Annotated in this window: 15 protein-coding genes; 6 read left to right on the top strand and 9 right to left on the bottom strand. The window is 72.7% G+C overall.

The window, feature by feature from the left end; translation table 11 throughout:
* Positions 1-6 precede the first annotated feature (6 nt).
* The 3 genes from OG798_RS37250 to OG798_RS37240 are packed head-to-tail and all read left to right on the top strand — an operon-like array spanning position 7 to position 2,953.
* Positions 7-930 carry an ABC transporter permease gene (locus OG798_RS37250; protein ID WP_095857738.1) on the top strand — a complete coding sequence of 308 codons (924 nt, stop codon included), beginning with the start codon at positions 7-9 and terminating at the stop codon, positions 928-930.
* Positions 927-1,946, top strand: a complete 1,020-nt coding sequence (locus tag OG798_RS37245) for an ABC transporter ATP-binding protein (protein ID WP_267062960.1) — start codon at positions 927-929, stop codon at positions 1,944-1,946. Before OG798_RS37250 ends, OG798_RS37245 begins: the two co-directional genes overlap by 4 nt.
* The gene (locus OG798_RS37240; protein ID WP_097224633.1) at positions 1,943-2,953 is read left to right on the top strand and encodes an ABC transporter ATP-binding protein; all 1,011 of its coding nucleotides are present in this window, start codon (positions 1,943-1,945) and stop codon (positions 2,951-2,953) included. Before OG798_RS37245 ends, OG798_RS37240 begins: the two co-directional genes overlap by 4 nt.
* A 95-nt stretch (positions 2,954-3,048) precedes the next feature.
* Here OG798_RS37240 and OG798_RS37235 read toward each other — a convergent pair whose 3' ends face one another.
* From OG798_RS37235 to rimP, 9 genes are all read right to left on the bottom strand, one after another.
* The gene (locus tag OG798_RS37235) at positions 3,049-4,002 is read right to left on the bottom strand and encodes a bifunctional riboflavin kinase/FAD synthetase (RefSeq protein ID WP_097224634.1); all 954 of its coding nucleotides are present in this window, start codon (positions 4,000-4,002) and stop codon (positions 3,049-3,051) included.
* A gap of 116 nt (positions 4,003-4,118) precedes the next feature.
* A complete protein-coding gene (locus OG798_RS37230; protein ID WP_328758375.1) occupies positions 4,119-7,856 on the bottom strand; it encodes a trypsin-like peptidase domain-containing protein in 3,738 nt (1,245 codons plus the stop codon).
* A 285-nt stretch (positions 7,857-8,141) separates the two neighbouring features.
* Positions 8,142-9,047, bottom strand: coding sequence for a tRNA pseudouridine(55) synthase TruB (gene truB, locus OG798_RS37225; protein ID WP_328758374.1), 906 nt, complete (start codon positions 9,045-9,047; stop codon positions 8,142-8,144).
* Entirely contained in the window at positions 9,044-9,499 is a 456-nt protein-coding gene (gene rbfA, locus OG798_RS37220) for a 30S ribosome-binding factor RbfA (protein ID WP_054232827.1), read from the bottom strand. Before rbfA ends, truB begins: the two co-directional genes overlap by 4 nt.
* A 33-nt stretch (positions 9,500-9,532) precedes the next feature.
* Positions 9,533-9,826, bottom strand: a complete 294-nt coding sequence (locus OG798_RS37215; RefSeq protein WP_067371255.1) for a DUF503 domain-containing protein — start codon at positions 9,824-9,826, stop codon at positions 9,533-9,535.
* 305 nt (positions 9,827-10,131) lie between these two features.
* Entirely contained in the window at positions 10,132-13,278 is a 3,147-nt protein-coding gene (gene infB / locus OG798_RS37210; protein WP_095852296.1) for a translation initiation factor IF-2, read from the bottom strand.
* A 147-nt stretch (positions 13,279-13,425) separates the two neighbouring features.
* Positions 13,426-13,704, bottom strand: a complete 279-nt coding sequence (locus OG798_RS37205; protein ID WP_095852297.1) for a YlxR family protein — start codon at positions 13,702-13,704, stop codon at positions 13,426-13,428.
* Between the two features lie 90 nt (positions 13,705-13,794).
* Positions 13,795-14,817: a transcription termination factor NusA gene (gene nusA / locus OG798_RS37200; protein ID WP_067371251.1), complete on the bottom strand. Its 1,023-nt coding sequence runs from the start codon at positions 14,815-14,817 to the stop codon at positions 13,795-13,797.
* Positions 14,818-14,819: 2 nt separating this feature from the next.
* Positions 14,820-15,326 (bottom strand): ribosome maturation factor RimP, encoded by a 507-nt coding sequence (rimP, locus tag OG798_RS37195; RefSeq protein WP_067371250.1) that lies wholly within the window; start codon positions 15,324-15,326, stop codon positions 14,820-14,822.
* Positions 15,327-15,588: 262 nt separating this feature from the next.
* On the opposite strand from rimP, the gene OG798_RS37190 reads away from it, so the two are divergent.
* The 3 genes from OG798_RS37190 to OG798_RS37180 all read left to right on the top strand — a co-directional run bounded on the left by OG798_RS37190 (position 15,589) and on the right by OG798_RS37180 (position 17,669).
* Entirely contained in the window at positions 15,589-16,143 is a 555-nt protein-coding gene (locus tag OG798_RS37190) for a hypothetical protein (protein WP_097224637.1), read from the top strand.
* Complete coding sequence (locus OG798_RS37185; protein ID WP_120985431.1) at positions 16,140-16,637, top strand: ferritin-like domain-containing protein; 498 nt, start codon at positions 16,140-16,142, stop codon at positions 16,635-16,637. The genes OG798_RS37190 and OG798_RS37185 overlap by 4 nt, the downstream gene beginning before the upstream one ends.
* Before the next feature lie 90 nt (positions 16,638-16,727).
* Positions 16,728-17,669, top strand: coding sequence for an aminoglycoside phosphotransferase family protein (locus OG798_RS37180; protein WP_095857739.1), 942 nt, complete (start codon positions 16,728-16,730; stop codon positions 17,667-17,669).
* Positions 17,670-17,864 lie beyond the last annotated feature (195 nt).

Here is a 17,864-nt window from a genome sequence, read left to right as displayed (position 1 = left end):
GGGCCGATGACAACCGAAGCGACCCCGCAGGTGGCCACAGTCGGCTCGCGCGCCCTCGCCTGGCAGCGCCGCCGCCACTCCGTCGTCCGCTTCTGGCGGCAGTACCGCACCCACCGGGCGGGCGTCTTCGGACTGGCCGCCCTCTCCCTCTTCGCGCTGATCGCCCTCACCGCGCCGCTGACCGTCGGCTCCGACGTGCAGAGCGTGACCGACGCGCCGGGCGGCCCGATGGAGAGCCCCAGCGCCCGATTCCCCCTCGGCACCGACCAGTTCGGGCGCAATCTGCTCGGGCTCGTGGTGTGGGGCGCCCGGGTCTCGCTGCTCGTCGGGCTGCTCGCGGCCGTCCTCTCCGTCGCGATCGGCGCGCTCATCGGAATCACCGCGGGCCACTTCCGCGGCTGGTACGCGACCGTGATCATGCGGATCACGGACTGGTTCCTGGTGATGCCGACCCTGGTGCTCGCGATCGCGCTGATGACCGTGATGTCGCGTTCGATCGGCACGATCATCCTGGCGATCGGCGTCACCACCTGGCCGACGACGGCCCGGCTGGTGCGGGCACAGACCCTCGCCGTGGAGTCGCGGCCCTACATCGAGCGGGCGAAGGCGCTCGGGGGCGGGCACTGGCACATCATGTCCCGGCACGTGCTGCCCAATGTGATGCCGCTGGTGCTGGCGCAGACCACGCTGATCATCTCCTCCGCGATCCTCGCCGAGGCGACCCTCGCCTTCCTCGGCCTCGGCGATCCGACGGTCGTGTCCTGGGGCGGGCTGCTCCAGGACGCGCGGGAGGCGGGCGCGGTCAGCGCGGGCAAGTGGTGGTACCTGGTGCCGCCGGGGGTCGCGATCGCGGTGGTGGCGCTGGCGTTCACGCTGTGCGGACGCGCGGTCGAGTCCGTCCTCAACCCCAAGCTGGGGGTGACCCGATGAGCACTCCGGCGAAGCGGCGTCTGCTGGAGGTCAGGAACCTCGAGGTGACGTACGCGGGCGGGGCGGCCGCCGTGCGCGGCGTGGACCTCTCCCTCGACGCGGGCCAGAAGCTCGGTATCGCGGGCGAGTCCGGCTGTGGCAAGTCCACGCTGGCGCTCGCGCTGCTGCGGCTGCTGCCCACGGGCACCCGTACGAGCGGGGAGATCCTGCTCGACGGCGAGGACGTGCTGACGATGAAGTGGGGGAGGGTGCGGGCGGTCCGCTGGGCGGGCGCCTCGATCGTCTTCCAGGGCGCGATGCACTCCCTCAACGCCGTGCACCGCATCGGCGACCAGATCGCCGAGCCGATCCTGCTCCACAAGAAGGCGACCCCGGCGGGCGCGAAGAAGAAGACCGGCGAGCTGCTGGAGCACGTGGGTCTGCCCGCCGCCCGAGCGAACGCCTACCCGCACGAGCTGTCCGGCGGGCAGCGCCAACGCGTCATGATCGCCATGGCCCTGGCCTGCGACCCCCGGCTCGTCATCGCCGACGAACCGACCACGGCCCTCGACGTGATGATCCAGGCCCAGATCCTGCGCCTGATCGAACAGCTCGTCGCCGAGCAGGAGTTGGGCCTGATCATGATCAGCCACGACCTCGCCGTGCTCGCCGACACCTGCGACCGGCTCGCGGTGATGTACGCGGGCCGTGTCGTCGAGGAGGGCCCGGCCAAACAGGTGTACGAGGCGGCCCGGCACCCGTACGGCAAGGCGCTGTCGGCGGCGTTCCCACGCATCGGCGACCCCGCCTCGCGGTTCGCGCCGCGCGGACTGCCGGGCGATCCACCGGACCCGTCGGCGCTGCCGTCCGGCTGTACGTTCCATCCTCGCTGTGCGGTGGCGCTGGACAGCTGTGCCACCGAGGATCAGGCACTGCGGGAGGCGGGTGCGGGGCGGTGGGCCGCCTGTGTGCACACCGGCGCGACCGTCCACGAGCCGGGCACCCCGGCGGAAGAAGCCAGGAGCAGCGCCCCATGACCACCACCCCTGTGACCTCGCCCCCCATGACCGCGGCTCCCCTGCTCCGGGCCGAGGGCCTGCACATCGCCTTCCCCGGACGTCACGGCGCCGCCCGCGCGCGTGCCGTCGACGGCGTCGACCTCGACATCCGCCCCGGCGAGATCGTCGCCCTGGTCGGCGAGTCGGGCTGCGGCAAGACGACGCTGGCCCGCTCCCTGCTCGGTCTGGTCCCGCCGACCGACGGCCGCGTCACCTTCGACGGGGCGCCGCTCGACTACTCCGCACGCGCCCTCAAGGCCTACCGCAAGCGCGTCCAGCTGGTCCTGCAGGATCCCAGCGGCTCGCTCAACCCCCGGCACACGGTGTACGACGCGGTGGCCGAGGGGCTGCGCATCCACAGGTACGGCGGCGACGAACGGGCGGCGGTCGCCGAAGCCCTCTCCCGGGCCGGTCTGCGCCCGCCGGAGCGCTTCTTCCTGCGCTACCCGCACGAGCTGTCCGGCGGCCAGCGCCAGCGTGTCGTCATCGCGGGCGCGCTGGTCCTGGAGCCCGAACTCATCGTCGCCGACGAGCCGGTGGCCTCCCTCGACGCGTCGGTACGCGGCGAGATCCTCGCCCTGCTCCTGCGGCTGCGCACCGAACTCGGCCTGTCCGCCCTGGTGGTGACCCACGACCTGGGGCTGGCGTGGAACATCGCCGACCGGGTCGCGGTGATGTACCTGGGCCGGATCGTGGAGACCGGCGAGGTGGAGAAGGTCCTGACCGCGCCCCGGCATCCGTACACTCAGGCCCTGTTGTCCGTCCTCCCGGAGGCCCCGGGCGACCCGGTGGTCCTCACCGGCGAACCCCCGGACCCCTCCCGCATCCCTGCCGGTTGCCGCTTCCACGCGCGCTGCCAGATCCTGGCGAGCGGAGAGGCCGAACGGGCGGGCGTCGCGGGCGCGTGCCGGGGCGAGGACCTGGAGGTACTGAACGGCAGCGGCGAGGCACAGGTGGCGTGCCACTGGGCACGGCTCGGTACGTGAAGCGGGCGGCGTGCCGCTGGACGCTCAGTACGTGAAAAAGAGGGGCGCCCGGTGCCTTTGAGAGCGCCGGCGCCCCTGCCCCGTACGACGGCGGGTCACTCCCCGTCGTACGCCTCGATCAGCTCGCGCGAACGCTTCACATCGTCGGCGATGGCTTCGAGCAGCGCCTCGATGGAGTCGAACTTGGCCATGCCGCGGACGTAGGCGAGGAAGTCGACGGCGACGTGCAGGCCGTACAGGTCGAGGCCGACGCGGTCGATGGCGTACGCCTCCACCGTGCGCTCGGTGCCGTCGAACTGCGGGTTCGTGCCGACGGAGATCGCGGCGGGCATCGCCTCGCCCGCGACGTGCAGCCAGCCGGCGTAGACGCCGTCGGCGGGGATCGCGGTGTGCGGGAGGGTCTCGACGTTGGCGGTGGGGAAGCCGAGCTCACGGCCACGCTGGGCGCCGCGGACGACGATCCCCTCGACGCGGTGCGGGCGGCCCAGGATCTCACGCGCGCCCTCGACATCGCCCTCGGCGACCAGCCGCCGGGTCAGGGTCGAGGAGAACGGCTGGCCGCCCCCGGCGGAACCGCTCACGTACAGCTCCACCACCTCGACGTCGAAGTCGTACGTCTCGCCCTGCTCGCGCAGGAAGTCGACATTGCCGGCGGCCTTGTGGCCGAAACGGAAGTTCGGGCCCTCGACGACGGCCTTGGCGTGCAGCTTGTCGACGAGGACCTTGGCCACGAAGTCGGCGGGCGACAGCTTCGAGAACTCGGTGGTGAAGGGGAGGATGAGCAGCGCGTCCACACCCAGATCGGCGCACAGCTCGGCGCGGCGGTGGTGCGGGGCGAGCAGCGGGGGGTGGCTGCCGGGGCGCACGACCTCGCTCGGGTGCGGGTCGAAGGTCACCACGACGGAGGGAACGCCCAGCTCACGGGCGCGGTCCACGGCATGCTTGATGATCAGCTGGTGTCCGCGGTGCACCCCGTCGTAGGAACCGATGGTGACGACGCTGCGCCCCCAGTCCTCGGGGATGTCCTCCAAGCCACGCCAGCGCTGCACTGTGACCGCTCCTTGTCGAACCCGTGTCCGTGATTGCCTCATTCGCAGCTCTAAGGGTGCCATGCCGAGTGCGCTCGGTTCGCATCGGCATCGGGGTGTGACGCATCGCGCACGGTTCAGGCCGGAACCCGTGGCCCGGCGAGGCTCTCGATCATGCGGCGGGTGCTCGGGCCGACCACCCCGGCCCACTCGTCGGGGGAGTCGTTCAGCCAGCGCGCCACCAGGGTCGCGAAGCCGGGAACCCGACGGGCCAGCTCGACCAGACCGCGGTCGAATCCGGTGGCTCCGGCCGGGGTGCGGACGAGGAGCAGGCCCGTGCGGTACACCAGCTCCCGGGTGGGTTCCTCGCCCCGGCGGGCCGCACCGTCCGCGGCGGCCCGCAGCAGGGTGTCGAGAACGGCCGGGTCCTGCTCGTGCGCGAGCAGCAGGTCCAGCAGCTCGCGCCGCAACGGGCCGCAGTCCCGGCTGTCCGGCGCCGCCAGGACGGCCGCGAGGGCCGCCCGCACCGGAGCCGGGCAGCCGACCAGCAGACCGGTGACCAGTGGGAAGAGGACGGATCGTGCCGCGGAACCGTGTTCGAGGCGCCGGTCGACATACGCGGCCACGTGCGCGGCGGCCCCGGGGCACAGCTCGACCACTTCCCTGACCAGCACGCCGACGCGCCGCGCGAGCGCGGGCGTCGTGACGTCCGCGAGCGTGCGCAGCGCCTCCGAGGTGTCGACGCCTTCTGGACCTGGCTGTCGCAGCCGGACCCGAAAGGCTTCGAGCACCGGGTCGGGATGCGTGTTCAGGGCCGTGACCAGCGCACTGGCGGGCAGCTGCGGATCGCCGGCGGCGAAGCGCTCCAGCGCCTGCGGCAGGTGCCGGGCCCGCGTCCACGGGTCCCGTACGAGCAGGCCGAGCGCGGCGCCGTGCAGCGTGCGGTCGGCGGGGCGGGCGAGCAGGGTCAGCGCCGCGAAGCGCAACAGCTCGCGGTCGGCCTCGGCGCGCACATGCGGCGCGGCGCGCAGCCCGTAGGCCATCGCCGCCGCCCGCCGGGCCGGGCGCTCGTCGTGCGCCCACCGGTCCACCGCCCGGCACACGGCCGACGGCTCCTCCTCGGCGAGCGCGGCCAGCAGCTCGTCCCCGCGCGGGTGGGCGCGGTCGACCAGTGCCTCCGCGAGGTCGTCTAGAGCGCGCCGCCGGTGTGCGTACAGCAGGGCCTGCGCGGCGGTCGCCACGGTCGCGTGGGGCGTCGCGGGCAGCGGCCGGTCGTCGTCGAACCAGGGGATGAGGTGGGGTTGTACGGCCGTGGGGTCGGCGGCGAGGAGGCGGGCGACGGCGTCCAGGTAGCGCGGGGCCTCCGGGGAACGGCGCCGGTGGGCGCCGGAGGCGGTGCGGGACCCCTCGGCCGGGCTCGCCTGTCGCGGCGCCCCGTCCACCACGACCAGGCGCCTGAGCAGATCGAACCGCTCGGCCTCCGGCAACGGCAGCGCCTCCCAGAAGGAGGGCCCGAACTCCGCCGGCACACCCCGGCCTTCGGTCCGCCACGCCACGATCCGCTCGGCGAGCAGCCTCAGCACCCGGGTGTACGGGGTCGCGTCGGGGACACGCACCAAGACGTCGGCGAGGAGGTGGGCGGCCCACCAGGTGCCGTCCCCAGTCGGGGCACCGTCTCCGGCCGGGCCACCGTCTCCAGCCGGGCCACCGTCTCCAGCCGGGCCACCGTCCCCGGCCGAGCCACCGTCTCCGGCCGGGGCGGACTCCTCCACCGGCAGCTCGTCGACGGCCTCGACGAGGTCTTCGAGGCGGCGGGCCAGCGCACCGGCGCCCTGGTGCCGGGCCAGCAGGAGGAGGGCCTGTACGACAGGGCCGATGCGGTGGCGCGGGACGGGCGCGGATCGGCTCTGCGCGGAGGGGCGTACGGGCGTCCGCTGGGCCGGTACCCGCTCGGTGGGCCAGGCTTCGCGGCGCCGGTGGACCAGGGCGTGCAGGGCCGGGTCCAGGTCCAGGTGGGCGCCCTGGATCCAGTCGGCGAGCTCCTCGTGGGCGAATCGGTAGCCGCTCCCGGCGGGGACCAGGAGGCCCTCGGCGAGGACGGCGGAGGCCCAGCCTGAAGTACGCCCCGGGCGGCCTCCCGGGGCGGGGCCCCAGGGGAAGACGGCCTCGAAGGACACGCGGTCCAGCCGACCCCCGCCGGCCCCCAGACAGCGCCGCGCGGCCTCGTGCACCTGGCCGGAGACCTGGGCTGCGAGCCTTCGTACGGCCGTGCCGCGCAGCCCGTTCGCCGCCGCGAGCCGGATGGCGACGCGCAGGCACATCAGGTCCAGATGGGCGGCGAAGACCTCGTCCCGGTCGAGTGGCCGGGACGGCGGGTCCGGCAGCGCGGCGCGCACCTCCGCCAGCAGCCGCAGCGTCAGCGGATGCCGCGCGTCGGCGGCCACGAGCGCGTCCTCGGGGATCCCGGCCCGCGACCGGACCCGCCGCGCCTCCTCCTCGGTCAGCTCGCCCAGCCGGACGCAGGGCGGAAGCGACGGCTGCGGGGCGGCGTCGGCCCGGTGCAGCGACTCCGCCGGGAACCGGGTCCCCGCCTGCTCCCAGTACTCGGCGCGGCAGGCGACGACGAGCCGCGCCCCGCTCGCCCGCAGCCACTCGGCCGTGCCCGCGGTCCACTCGGACAGCCGGTGGGCGAGGTCGGGCGGCATCTCCTCCGGTCCGTCGAGCAGAAGCAGCAGTGGCCGTCCGACGGCCCGTGCCAGCCGGGCCAGCCGGTCGGGACCGATGTCGCCGAGCTCTCCGTCGTACCCGCCGGGCGGCAGCACCCCCGGCTCTTGGTGCGCCCCCTCCTCCGGGGCCGCCACGATCCGCCCCGCCCGCTCCAGCGCCCGGGTGGCCGCGTCGGCGACGGAGGTGTCCGTGGCGAGGAGGTCGGCGCCGCGCAGCCAGAGCGTGGGGGCCGGCTCGGCGCTGCGGGTGCGGCGGGCGGCGAGCGCCGCGAGCTCCGTCGTACGGCCGCTGCCGGGTGGGCCGACGAGTCCGAGGACGGCGGCCGCGCCGCCCTCGAAGGCCGCGAACTCCGGTAAGACGGCGGCCCGTTCGACGGCGGCGGGCGCCGCGCCGTCGGTGCCCGGGGAGGTAGCGGCTCCGGGGCCTTCCGAGCGCACCGAGGTCGCCGTGAGTTCGAGTACGCCTGCCGGATTGAGATCGGCCCCGTACGCGGGGACGGTGGTGGCGTTGCGGTCGAGGAGTTCGGCGAGCGGACCCGTGACGCCGGGAGTGCGCAGGAGGACCGCGAAACCCGCGGCCCGGTGCTCGGTGTGCAGCGCGGTGCCGAGCACCCCGATCACCGCTCCGGTCGAGGCGTCGAGGACCGGTCCCCCGGCCGCTCCGCCGCCCAGCCGGAGCGCGTCCGCGCCGGCCGTGCCGATCGCCAACTCCAGTGCCTCGTCGAGGAGATGGAAGCGATCGGTCGACGTGTACGTCACGCTGGTGCTGCCCAGCACCCGGGCCTCGCGCCAGCCGCCCGCGGGGATCCAGACGTAGGTGCCGGTCTCGACCCGCTCGCGCACGGTGACGGGGAGCGGGTCGAGTCCGAGGCCCTCGGTGCGTACGAGCGCCAGATCGGTTTCGGGGAGCGGGGTCACGGCGTCGGCGGTCACCACACAGCTGCGGTCGCCGGGCGCGTGCAGCACGAGGCGGGCCAGACCGTCGACGGCCTCGTGGCTGGTGATCACCGTGCCGTGGTGGTCGGCGACGAAGCCCGTGCCGCGCGGACGTCCGGCCAGGTCGCAGACGCGCACCAGGGTCGCGTCCCGCGCGCGGCGGGCGTCGTCCGGTGTCTGCTCGTTCCCGGTCCGCGGGCCCCGTTCCGCCATGATCGAACCTCCCCGCGCCGTGCTCCTTTTCCCGACGGTAGGCGCCAAATGATCAGCGGAACAGATCACGTACGAAACGCGCCCCCTTCCGCTCCCTCGGTTCACTCCGAGCGCCTGCCCGAAGGGGTGAATAGGGCAGGGCGGATGGATACACAGTTGGGTGGGGGAACCGAGGGGGGACCGTGGAGCGGCGGGCACGAAACCCCGTGACCGCCGCTCCACGGACAGGTGCCCGAGCATGAACGGGCTTCGGCCTCAACCTCGGCCTCAGCCTCAACCTCGGCCTCAGCCGAACACGGCGAGGCTCTTCGCCTTGCCCTTCTCTTCCTCCACCAGCGCGAGGAACCGGCCCTCGGCGTCGAACACGGCCACCGCGCCGACCCCCGCGTACTCCTCGGGGATCTCCAGGCGTACGCCGTTGAGCAGCAGCCGGGCCCGCTTGGCGTCCACGTCCCAGCGGGGGAACGCGGCCGCGGCGGCCTCGGCGATCGGCATCACGGTCAGCTCTTCCTGGAGCTGGTCGAGGGTGCGCGCTGAGTCGAGCTTGTACGGGCCGACGCGGGTGCGGCGCAGGGCGGTGAGGTGACCGCCGACGCCCAGGTCCGCGCCCAGGTCCCGGGCGAGCGCCCGGATGTACGTCCCGGACGAGCAGACCACGGAGACGACCAGGTCGAGCACCGGCGTGCCGTCCTCGGCCACGGCGTCCCGGATGTCGTGCACCGCGAACGAGGAGACCGTCACCGGGCGGGCCGGGATCTCGAAGTCCTCACCCTCGCGTGCCCGCTTGTACGAGCGCACGCCGTCGATCTTGATGGCGCTGACCTTGGACGGCACCTGCATGATCCGGCCGGTCAGCTTGGCGACCCCGGCGTCGATGGCCTCCCGGGTCACCCGAGAGGCGTCGGTGGACGAGGTGATGTCGCCCTCGGCGTCGTCCGTCAGCGTGTCCTGGCCGAGCCGGATGGTCCCCAGGTACTCCTTCTCGGTGAGCGCGAGGTGCCCGAGGAGCTTGGTCGCCTTCTCGACGCCGAGGACGAGCACGCCCGTCGCCATGGGGTCGAGGGTGCCGGCGTGTCCGACGCGGCGGGTCCTGGCGATCCCGCGCATCTTGGCGACCACGTCGTGCGAAGTGAAGCCCGACGGCTTGTCGACGATGACAAGCCCGTCGGGCGTCTTGGTCTTCTGCGTCATTCCGCGGCGTCGCCGTCCGTCTCGTCGTCCTCGCCCGGCTTCTTGTACGGGTCCGCGTCACCGGCGAAGGTGGCGCCGGCCGAGACCTCGCGCACCTTCGCGTCCGAGGCCCGCGCCTTGTCGAGCAGGTCCTCGATCGTCTTGGCGGTGTCCGGCAGGGCGTCCGCGACGAAGGTCAGCGTCGGCGTGAACTTCACGCCCGCCGCCGCGCCGACCGCCGAGCGGAGCACGCCCTTGGCGCTCTCCAGGCCCGCGGCCGCGGCCGCGCGCTCCTCGTCGTCCCCGTAGACCGTGTAGAAGACGGTCGCCTCCCGGAGGTCCCCGGTGACCCGGGTGTCCGTGATGGTGACATGGGTGCCGAGCCGCGGGTCCTTGATCCCACGCTGCAGCTTCTGGGCCACCACCTCTCGGATGAGGTCCGCCAGCCTCTTGGCACGCGCGTTGTCGGCCACTGGTCCGTCTCCTTCTTCGCCTTGCTTGTTCCGTCAGTCTTCGTCTGTGTGAAGTCTGCGCCGTACCGACAGCAGCTCCACCTCCGGTCGCGCCGCGACGAGCCGCTCGCACCGGTCCAGTACGTCGGTGAGGTGCTCGGTGTCTCCGGAGACCATCGCCAGGCCGATCTCGGCCCTGCGATGAAGGTCCTGGTTGCCCGTCTCCGCCACGCTCACCGCGTACTTCCGCTGGAGTTCAGCGACGATCGGCCGGACGAGAGAGCGTTTCTCCTTGAGCGAGTGCACATCGCCGAGGAGCAGATCGAAGGACAGCGTCCCCACATACATGTGTAACCGGATGTCCCGCCGGTACGGGATAGATGGCCTGCCAATGCGCTTGGCAGGGACATCAGAACGGTACAACGAACGGGTGGGGTGCTCGACGGGGTTTTTCGCCCCCGCCCCTACCCGTCCCGTCCCTCTGGGGCTCCGCCCCAGACCCCGCGGGTTGTCCTTTTGGCCGCGGACCGGTGGGGGCTTGTCGCGCAGTTCCCCGCGCCCCAAAAAAAAGGGGCGCGGGGAACTGCGCGATCTCCTAAACGGCAAGCTGGCCGACGATGAGTAATCACCGTCGGCCAGCTCAAGCCACTGCGTTACGCCCGCGGCTTCTCGCGCATCTCGTACGTCGCGATGACGTCGTCGACCTTGATGTCGTTGAAGTTTCCGAGGTTGATACCACCCTCGAAGCCTTCGCGGATCTCGGTGACGTCGTCCTTGAAGCGACGCAGCCCGGAGATGTTGAGGTTCTCCGCGATGACCTTGCCGTCGCGGACGAGGCGCGCCTTGGTGTTGCGCTTGACCTCGCCCGAGCGGACCAGGACACCGGCGATGTTGCCCAGCTTGGACGACTTGAAGACCTCGCGGATCTCCGCCGTGCCGAGCTCGACCTCCTCGTACTCCGGCTTGAGCATGCCCTTGAGGGCCGCCTCGATCTCCTCGATGGCCTGGTAGATCACCGAGTAGTACCGGACGTCGACGCCCTCGCGCTCCGCCATCTGCGCCGCGCGGCCCGCAGCGCGGACGTTGAAGCCGATGACGATGGCGTCGGAGCCGGTCGCCAGGTTGATGTCCGACTCGGTGACCGCACCCACACCGCGGTGCAGGACACGGATGTCGACCTCGTCGCCGACGTCGAGCTGGAGCAGCGAGGACTCGAGAGCCTCCACCGAACCGGACGCGTCGCCCTTGATGATGAGGTTGAGTTCCTGCACCAGACCGGCCTTGAGGGCCTCGTCCAGGTTCTCCAGGGAGAACCGGACACCCCGGCGGGCGAAGTTGGCGTTGCGCTCACGCGCCGCGCGCTTCTCGGCGATCTGACGCGCCGTGCGGTCCTCGTCGACAACCAGGAAGTTGTCGCCGGCGCCCGGGACGTTGGTGAGACCCAGGACCAGGACGGGGGTCGACGGACCCGCTTCCTCGACGTTGTTGCCGTTGTCGTCGAGCATCGCCCGGACACGGCCGTACGCGTCGCCGACCACCATCGTGTCGCCGATGCGCAGCGTGCCGCGCTGGACCAGGACCGTCGAGACGGCACCACGGCCGCGGTCGAGGTGGGACTCGATCGCGATGCCCTGCGCGTCCTGCTCCGGGTTGGCCCGCAGGTCGAGCGAGGCGTCCGCGGTCAGGACCACGGCCTCCAGCAGCTGGTCGATGTTCAGACCCTGCTTGGCGGAGATGTCGACGAACATCGTGTCGCCGCCGTACTCCTCGGCCACCAGACCGAACTCGGTGAGCTGACCGCGCACCTTGACCGGGTCCGCGCCCTCGACGTCGATCTTGTTGACCGCGACCACGATCGGCACGTCGGCCGCCTTGGCGTGGTTCAGCGCCTCGATCGTCTGGGGCATCACACCGTCGTTGGCCGCCACCACGAGGATCGCGATGTCGGTCGACTTCGCACCACGGGCACGCATGGCGGTGAACGCCTCGTGACCCGGGGTGTCGATGAAGGTGATGCGACGCTCTTCTTCGTTGACCTCGGTCGTGACCTGGTACGCACCGATGTGCTGGGTGATACCGCCGGCCTCGCCCGCGACGACGTTCGTCTTGCGGATGGTGTCGAGAAGGCGGGTCTTACCGTGGTCGACGTGACCCATGACGGTCACGACCGGCGGACGCGCGACGAGGAACTCCTCGCCACCCTCGTCCTCGCCGAACTCGATGTCGAAGGACTCGAGCAGCTCGCGGTCCTCCTCCTCGGGGCTGACGATCTCGAGGACGAAGTTCATCTCGTCCGCGAGGAGCTTCAGCGTCTCGTCGGAGACGGACTGCGTGGCAGTGACCATCTCGCCGAGGTTCATCATCACGCCGACGAGCGACGCCGGGTTGGCGCCGATCTTCTCCGCGAAGTCGGTGAGGGACGCACCGCGCGACAGGCGGACGGACTGTCCGTTGCCGCGAGGCAGCATCACGCCGCCGACCGACGGGGCCTGCATGGCCTCGTACTCCTGGCGCCTCTGCCGCTTCGACTTGCGACCACGACGCGCCGGACCGCCGGGACGGCCGAACGCACCCTGCGTGCCACCACGGCCACCGGGACCACCCGGACGACCGCCGAAGCCGGGACGGCCACCGCCGCCACCACCGGGACCACCGGGACGACCGGCGAAACCGCCGCCGCCACCGCCGGGACCGGCCGGACGACCGGCGAAACCGCCACCGCCGCCACCGGGACGACCGGCGAAGCCGCCGCCACCCGGACGACCGCCGCCGCCACCGGGACCACCGGGACGACCGCCGCCGCCACCGGGACCGCGGCCACCGGGGCCACCGCCGGGACGAGGACTGCCCGCAGCGGGACGCTGCGGCATCATGCCGGGGTTGGGACGGTTACCGGCGGGGCCACCGCCGGGACGCGGAGCGCCGCCCTGCGGACGAGGCATGCCGCCCGGAGTCGGACGGGCACCGCCCGGACCACCCTGCGGACGCGGAGCGCCGCCGGGACCGCCCTGGGGACGGGGACCACGGTCCTGACCCGCGCCCTGCGGACGCGGAGCGCCGCCGGGACGGTCGCCGCCGGGACGCGGGGCACCGCCCGGACGGGGCGCCTGCGGGCGCGCCATGCCGGTGGAGCCACCAGAGGTGAACGGGTTGTTACCCGGACGCGGGCCGGCCGGACGAGCGCCGGGACGCGGGGCCTGGCCGCCGGGACGCGGGGCGCCCTGACGGTCGCCGCGCTCGGGACGGTCGCCGCGACCCTGACCACCCTGGCCGGGACCACCGGCCGGACGGGCACCGCCGGGACGCGGAGCCTGGCCACTGGGACGCGGAGCGCCCGGACGGGGACCTGCGGCGGGAGCCGCGGGAGCCGACGGGGGCGCGGTGAACTCGGCCGCGACCGGAGCCGGAGCCGCCGGAGCGGGCTTCGGGGCGGGCTTGGGACCCGGAGTCGGGCGCGGACCCGAAGCAGCCGGGGTGACCGGCGCGGCCGGAGTGACCGGCGCAGCGGCGGGGCGCTCGGCCACGGCCGGCTTCGGGGCCGGCGGGCGCGGGGCGGCCGGACGGGCAGCCTGCGCCGGAGAGGGGGCACCCGGCTTCGCCGGGGCAGCCTTACGTGCGGAGGCGGGCTTGCCGCCACCGCTGCCCTGCTGCAGGGCGTCAGTCAGTTTGCGTACAACGGGCGCCTCGATCGTCGAGGACGCCGAACGGACGAATTCACCGAGCTCCTGGAGCTTGGCCATGACGACCTTGCTCTCAACCCCGAACTCCTTGGCGAGTTCGTATACCCGGACCTTAGCCACTTCGCTCCTTTTAGGTCCGGGTTGCGTCCGGACCGTCGCTACTTCATGGGCGTACTCATCGCGTGCTCATCGAGTGCTCATCGCAATCTCGACCTACTTCCAACTCGCGGGGTACCAGGGCCGCACGGGGGTTCCGTACGACGCTCCTTACGGTGTTGCCTGCTCGACGTAGAGGCGCAACGCCGCTGTGTCGAGCGATCCCGGGGCACGCAGCGCCCTTGGGAACGCCCGGCGGCGTACCGCCAGGTCGAAACAGACCAGGGCGGGGTGCACATAAGCGCCCCGGCCGGGCAGCGTACCGCGATGATCGGGGACGCATTCACCCTCGACCGCCACGATCCGCAGCAGATCAGTCTTGGCCGCTCGCTCCCGGCACCCCACACAGGTGCGTTCAGGGCATGCGCGGGCTCGCGTCCGGCCAGACACTCTTAAGTCTACCTCCCCGCACCGACCTCACCCCTTTGGGGCAAGAATCGAACGGTTGTTGTCGTGATCTAAGCCACCTGCGGCTCAGAACTATTCCCGGTGCTGGTCCGCGCCGCGCCGAGCGGTCTCGTCGGACGGCTGCTCGGTGTCCGGACGGATGTCGATGCGCCAGCCGGTGAGGCGGGCCGCGAGGCGGGCGTTCTGGCCCTCCTTGCCGATCGCCAGCGACAGCTGGTAGTCCGGGACGGTCACGCGCGCGGAGCGGGCCGCGAGGTCCACGACCTCGACCTTGGAGACGCGGGCCGGGGAGAGCGCGTTCGCCACCATCTCGGCCGGGTCGTCCGACCAGTCGACGATGTCGATCTTCTCGCCGTTCAGCTCGGCCATCACGTTGCGCACCCGGCCGCCCATGGGGCCGATGCAGGCGCCCTTGGCGTTCAGACCCGAACGGGTGGACCGGACGGCGATCTTCGTACGGTGACCGGCCTCGCGTGCGATCGCGGAGATCTCGACGGATCCGTCGGCGATCTCCGGAACCTCCAGCGCGAAGAGCTTCTTCACCAGATTGGGGTGCGTGCGCGACAGGGTGACGGACGGACCGCGTACGCCCTTCGCCACCCGAACGACGTACGAGCGCAGCCGCAGCCCGTGCTGATACGTCTCTCCTGGGACCTGCTCCTGCACCGGCAGGATGGCCTCCAGCTTGCCGATGTCGACGAGCACGTTCTTGGGGTCGCGCCCCTGCTGCACGACACCCGTGACGATGTCGCCCTCACGCCCGGCGTACTCACCGAGCGTCGCGTCGTCCTCGGCGTCCCGCAGGCGCTGCAGGATGACCTGCTTGGCGGTGGTCGCGGCGATCCGGCCGAACCCCGACGGGGTGTCGTCGAACTCGCGTGCCTCCTGCCCCTCCTCCAGGTCCTCGGGGTCCTCCTTCGCCCACACGGTCACATGGCCGGTCTCCCGGTCGAGCTTGACGCGCGCGTGGCGGCGGCTTCCCTCGGTGCGGTGGTAGGCGATGAGGAGGGCCGACTCGATCGCCTCGACCAGCAGGTCGAAGGAGATCTCCTTCTCCCGTACCAAGCCCCGCAGGGCACTCATGTCGATGTCCACGGCTACGCCTCCTCTGCGTTCTCTTCGTTCTTGTTCTTACGGTTGAACTCGACCTGGACGCGGGCCTTGGCGATGTCCTGGAAGACGAGCCGCTTGGCGGTGGGCTTGCGCCCCTTCACGCCCGGCACCTCGACATCGACTCCCTCTTCGTCCACGTCGAGGATTCTCGCGACCAACTCGCCGCCGTCTCCCAGTTGGAACTTCACCAGGCGGTCCGTGGCGCGTACGTAGTGACGGTGCTCCTTGAGCTCGCGCTCGGCACCGGGGGTTCCGACCTCGAGGGTGTACTCGCCCTCGCCCATCGCGTCCGTCTCGTCGAGCTTCGCCGAGAGCGCGCGGCTCACATCGGCGATCGCGTCCAGGTCGGCGCCTTCGTCCGAATCGACGACTACACGCAGCACACGCTTGCGTCCGACCGAGTCCACTTCGACCTCTTCGAGGTCGAGTCCCTGAGAGCTGACGAGCGGTTCCAGCAGTACTCGCAGCCTCTCGCTCTGGGTGGTGCTCATCCGGGTGACTCCTCGGCCGCGTGTGCTGTTGTGGGTTGGTCGTGTGTCTGGTCAAAGGGTATCCGGTCGCGGAGGGTGTTGCCGTCCACCGTCCCCCGCCGCCGACGGGGCTCCCCCAAGGGGCGTGGGCAACCGCGCACCCGACGAGTCCGGGGCCGAGCGGCGGTGGCGAGCCCATGGGGGTCGATCGCGTGGGGCACGGGTACCGTGATCACGGGCGTGCCGCCCTCCCTTTCGTACGAGCCTTCCGAGGACGTCTGCCGTGCCGTTCACCCTGCCGCCGCGCACCCCCTCGGGGCCGCGCCGAAGGAGCCTGCTCGCCTCCGCCGCGGGCGCCTTCGTGCTCGTGGGCTGTTCCGCCCCCGAGCCGTCCACCGAAACCGCGGTCCACAGCCCCTCGGCCGCGGACCGCGCACGCGCACGTGCGGCCCGCGACAGCGAGTCGCTCGCGGCACGCTACGCCGCCGTGATCACCGCCCATCCCCCGCTGGCGGCCCGGCTGAAGCCACTGCGGGCGGAGGTCGTACGGCACGCGCAGGCGTTCGGGGGCAGTGGAACCGCCGGCAGCCGGCCCTCCGGCTCGCCCTCCGCCTCCGGCTCGCCCTCGGCTTCCGCCTCGGCGCAGCCCAGCTCCTCCCCCACCGTGCCCGCCCAGGAGAAGGACGCCCTCGCCGACCTCGCGGCCGCCGAGCGCACCTTGGCCGACCAGCGGACGAAGGCCCTGCTGACGGTTCCGGGCGAGTTGGCCAGGCTGCTCGCCTCGGTGGCCGCGGCCGGAGCCGCGCACGCGTTCCTGCTGACGGAGGGTGCCAAGTGAGCACGACCAAGGACACGAGAACCAAGGACGCCGAGTCGGCCGAGCTCGGCGCGTTGCAGGCCGCGCTCGCCGCCGAGCACGCCGCCGTCTACGGGTACGGAGTCGTCGGCGGCAGGATCGACGAGGCACGCCGGGGCGAGGCCCGGGCGGCGTACGACGCCCATCGGGCGCGGCGCGACGAACTCGCCCGCGCCGTACGGGATCTGGGCGGCAGGCCGGAGGTCTCCGCGGCGGCGTACGCGCTGCCGTTCGCCGTGAAGGACTCCGCCGCGGCCGTCCAGCTCGCTGCCGACCTGGAGGAACGCGTGGCCGGGGTGTACTCCGACCTCGTACGCGCCTCCTCGGGGGATCGGCGGCGCTCGGCCGCCGAGGCGCTGCGGGAGGCGGCGGTGCGGGCGGTGCGCTGGCGCGGCGAGAGCGTAGCCTTCCCTGGTCTCGCCGAGCGGGAGGCCCCCTCGGCCACCCCTGCCGCGGCGACGCCGTCGCCCTCGTGACGCGCCCCTGACGACCCGGACGAGACGACCCGGACGACTTGGACGACCTGGACCAGCTGGAAAGGAACACTTCGCGCAATGGACTCGCGCATGGCCTTCGAACCGCCGCGGCGCCTGGTACGAGCACTCGGCGAGACGCAGCGGAGCGGGTCCAATGGCTCCGGCGGGTCCAACGGGACGGGCGAGTGGCTGGACGAGCTGCCCGTGCTGGCGCAACAGGCGGTCGATCTACGCGAGTTGACCGTAGAACGGGTGCAGGCACCCGGCGGTCGCAGCAGCCTCGTCCTGCTCGTCCGGCAGGCCGACGGGACGCCCGCCGTGCTGAAGCTGGCGCCGCCGCGGGCCCGTCCGGAGAGCGAGCGGGCCGCGCTCACCCACTGGGACGGACGGGGCGCCGTACAGCTCCTCAACCCCGCCGACGCGCAGGGCGACACCCACGGCGTACTGCTGTTGGAGCGCTTGCGTCCCGATCTGTCCGTGCGTTCGCTGCCGGAGGCGAAGGCCCTGCTGGAGGCCGCCGGGACGCTGCGGCGGCTGTGGGTCGAACCGCCCGCCACCCATGTCTTCGAGACCGTCGCCGAGCGGACCGGGCGGCAGGCCGAGGCGATGCGGGCGGCGGCGAGCGCCGACTCCGAGGTCGCGCCACTGGTCGACGCGGCGCTGGCGGCCCGCGAGGAACTCCTCGCCGGACCGCCCGAGCAGCGGCTGCTGCACGGTACCTTCCGGCAGAGCAAGGTGCTCGCCGGTGAGCGCATGCCCTGGCTGGCCGTGGGCCCGGACCCGGTGGTCGGCGAGTGCGCCTTCGACCTGGCCCGGCTGGTCCGGGACCGGGTGGAGGACCTGATCGCGTCCCCTTCGGGGTCGTCGATCACACGGCGCCGGGTGAAGCGGCTCGCCGAGTCCCTGGAGGTGGACCAGGAGCGGCTGCGGGGCTGGACGTTGTTCCGGGCGGTCGAGTCCGGCGTACGGGCGGGGCGGGTCGGGCGTCCGCAGGACGCGGAGCTGCTGCTGGAGTTCGCGGGCTGGCTCTGACCGCCCCGACCCCTGACTCCCCTGTGCGGTGGCGAGTTTGAAGGCCAGCACCGGGCAGTCGGCGGCGGCTCTGCGGGCGCGTTTCAGGGTTCCAGTGTGTGCCCAGCAGGTCGGCGGCCATGCCGGACACCAGGTCCACGGCCCAGACCACCCGCTCCGACAGCACAGCGGCGGACAGGACTTCGCCCGTCTCCT

The sequence above is a fragment of the Streptomyces sp. NBC_00271 genome (assembly GCF_036178845.1).
Taxonomy (GTDB): Bacteria; Actinomycetota; Actinomycetes; order Streptomycetales; family Streptomycetaceae; genus Streptomyces.
This window is presented reverse-complemented; position numbering and strand designations above follow the sequence as displayed.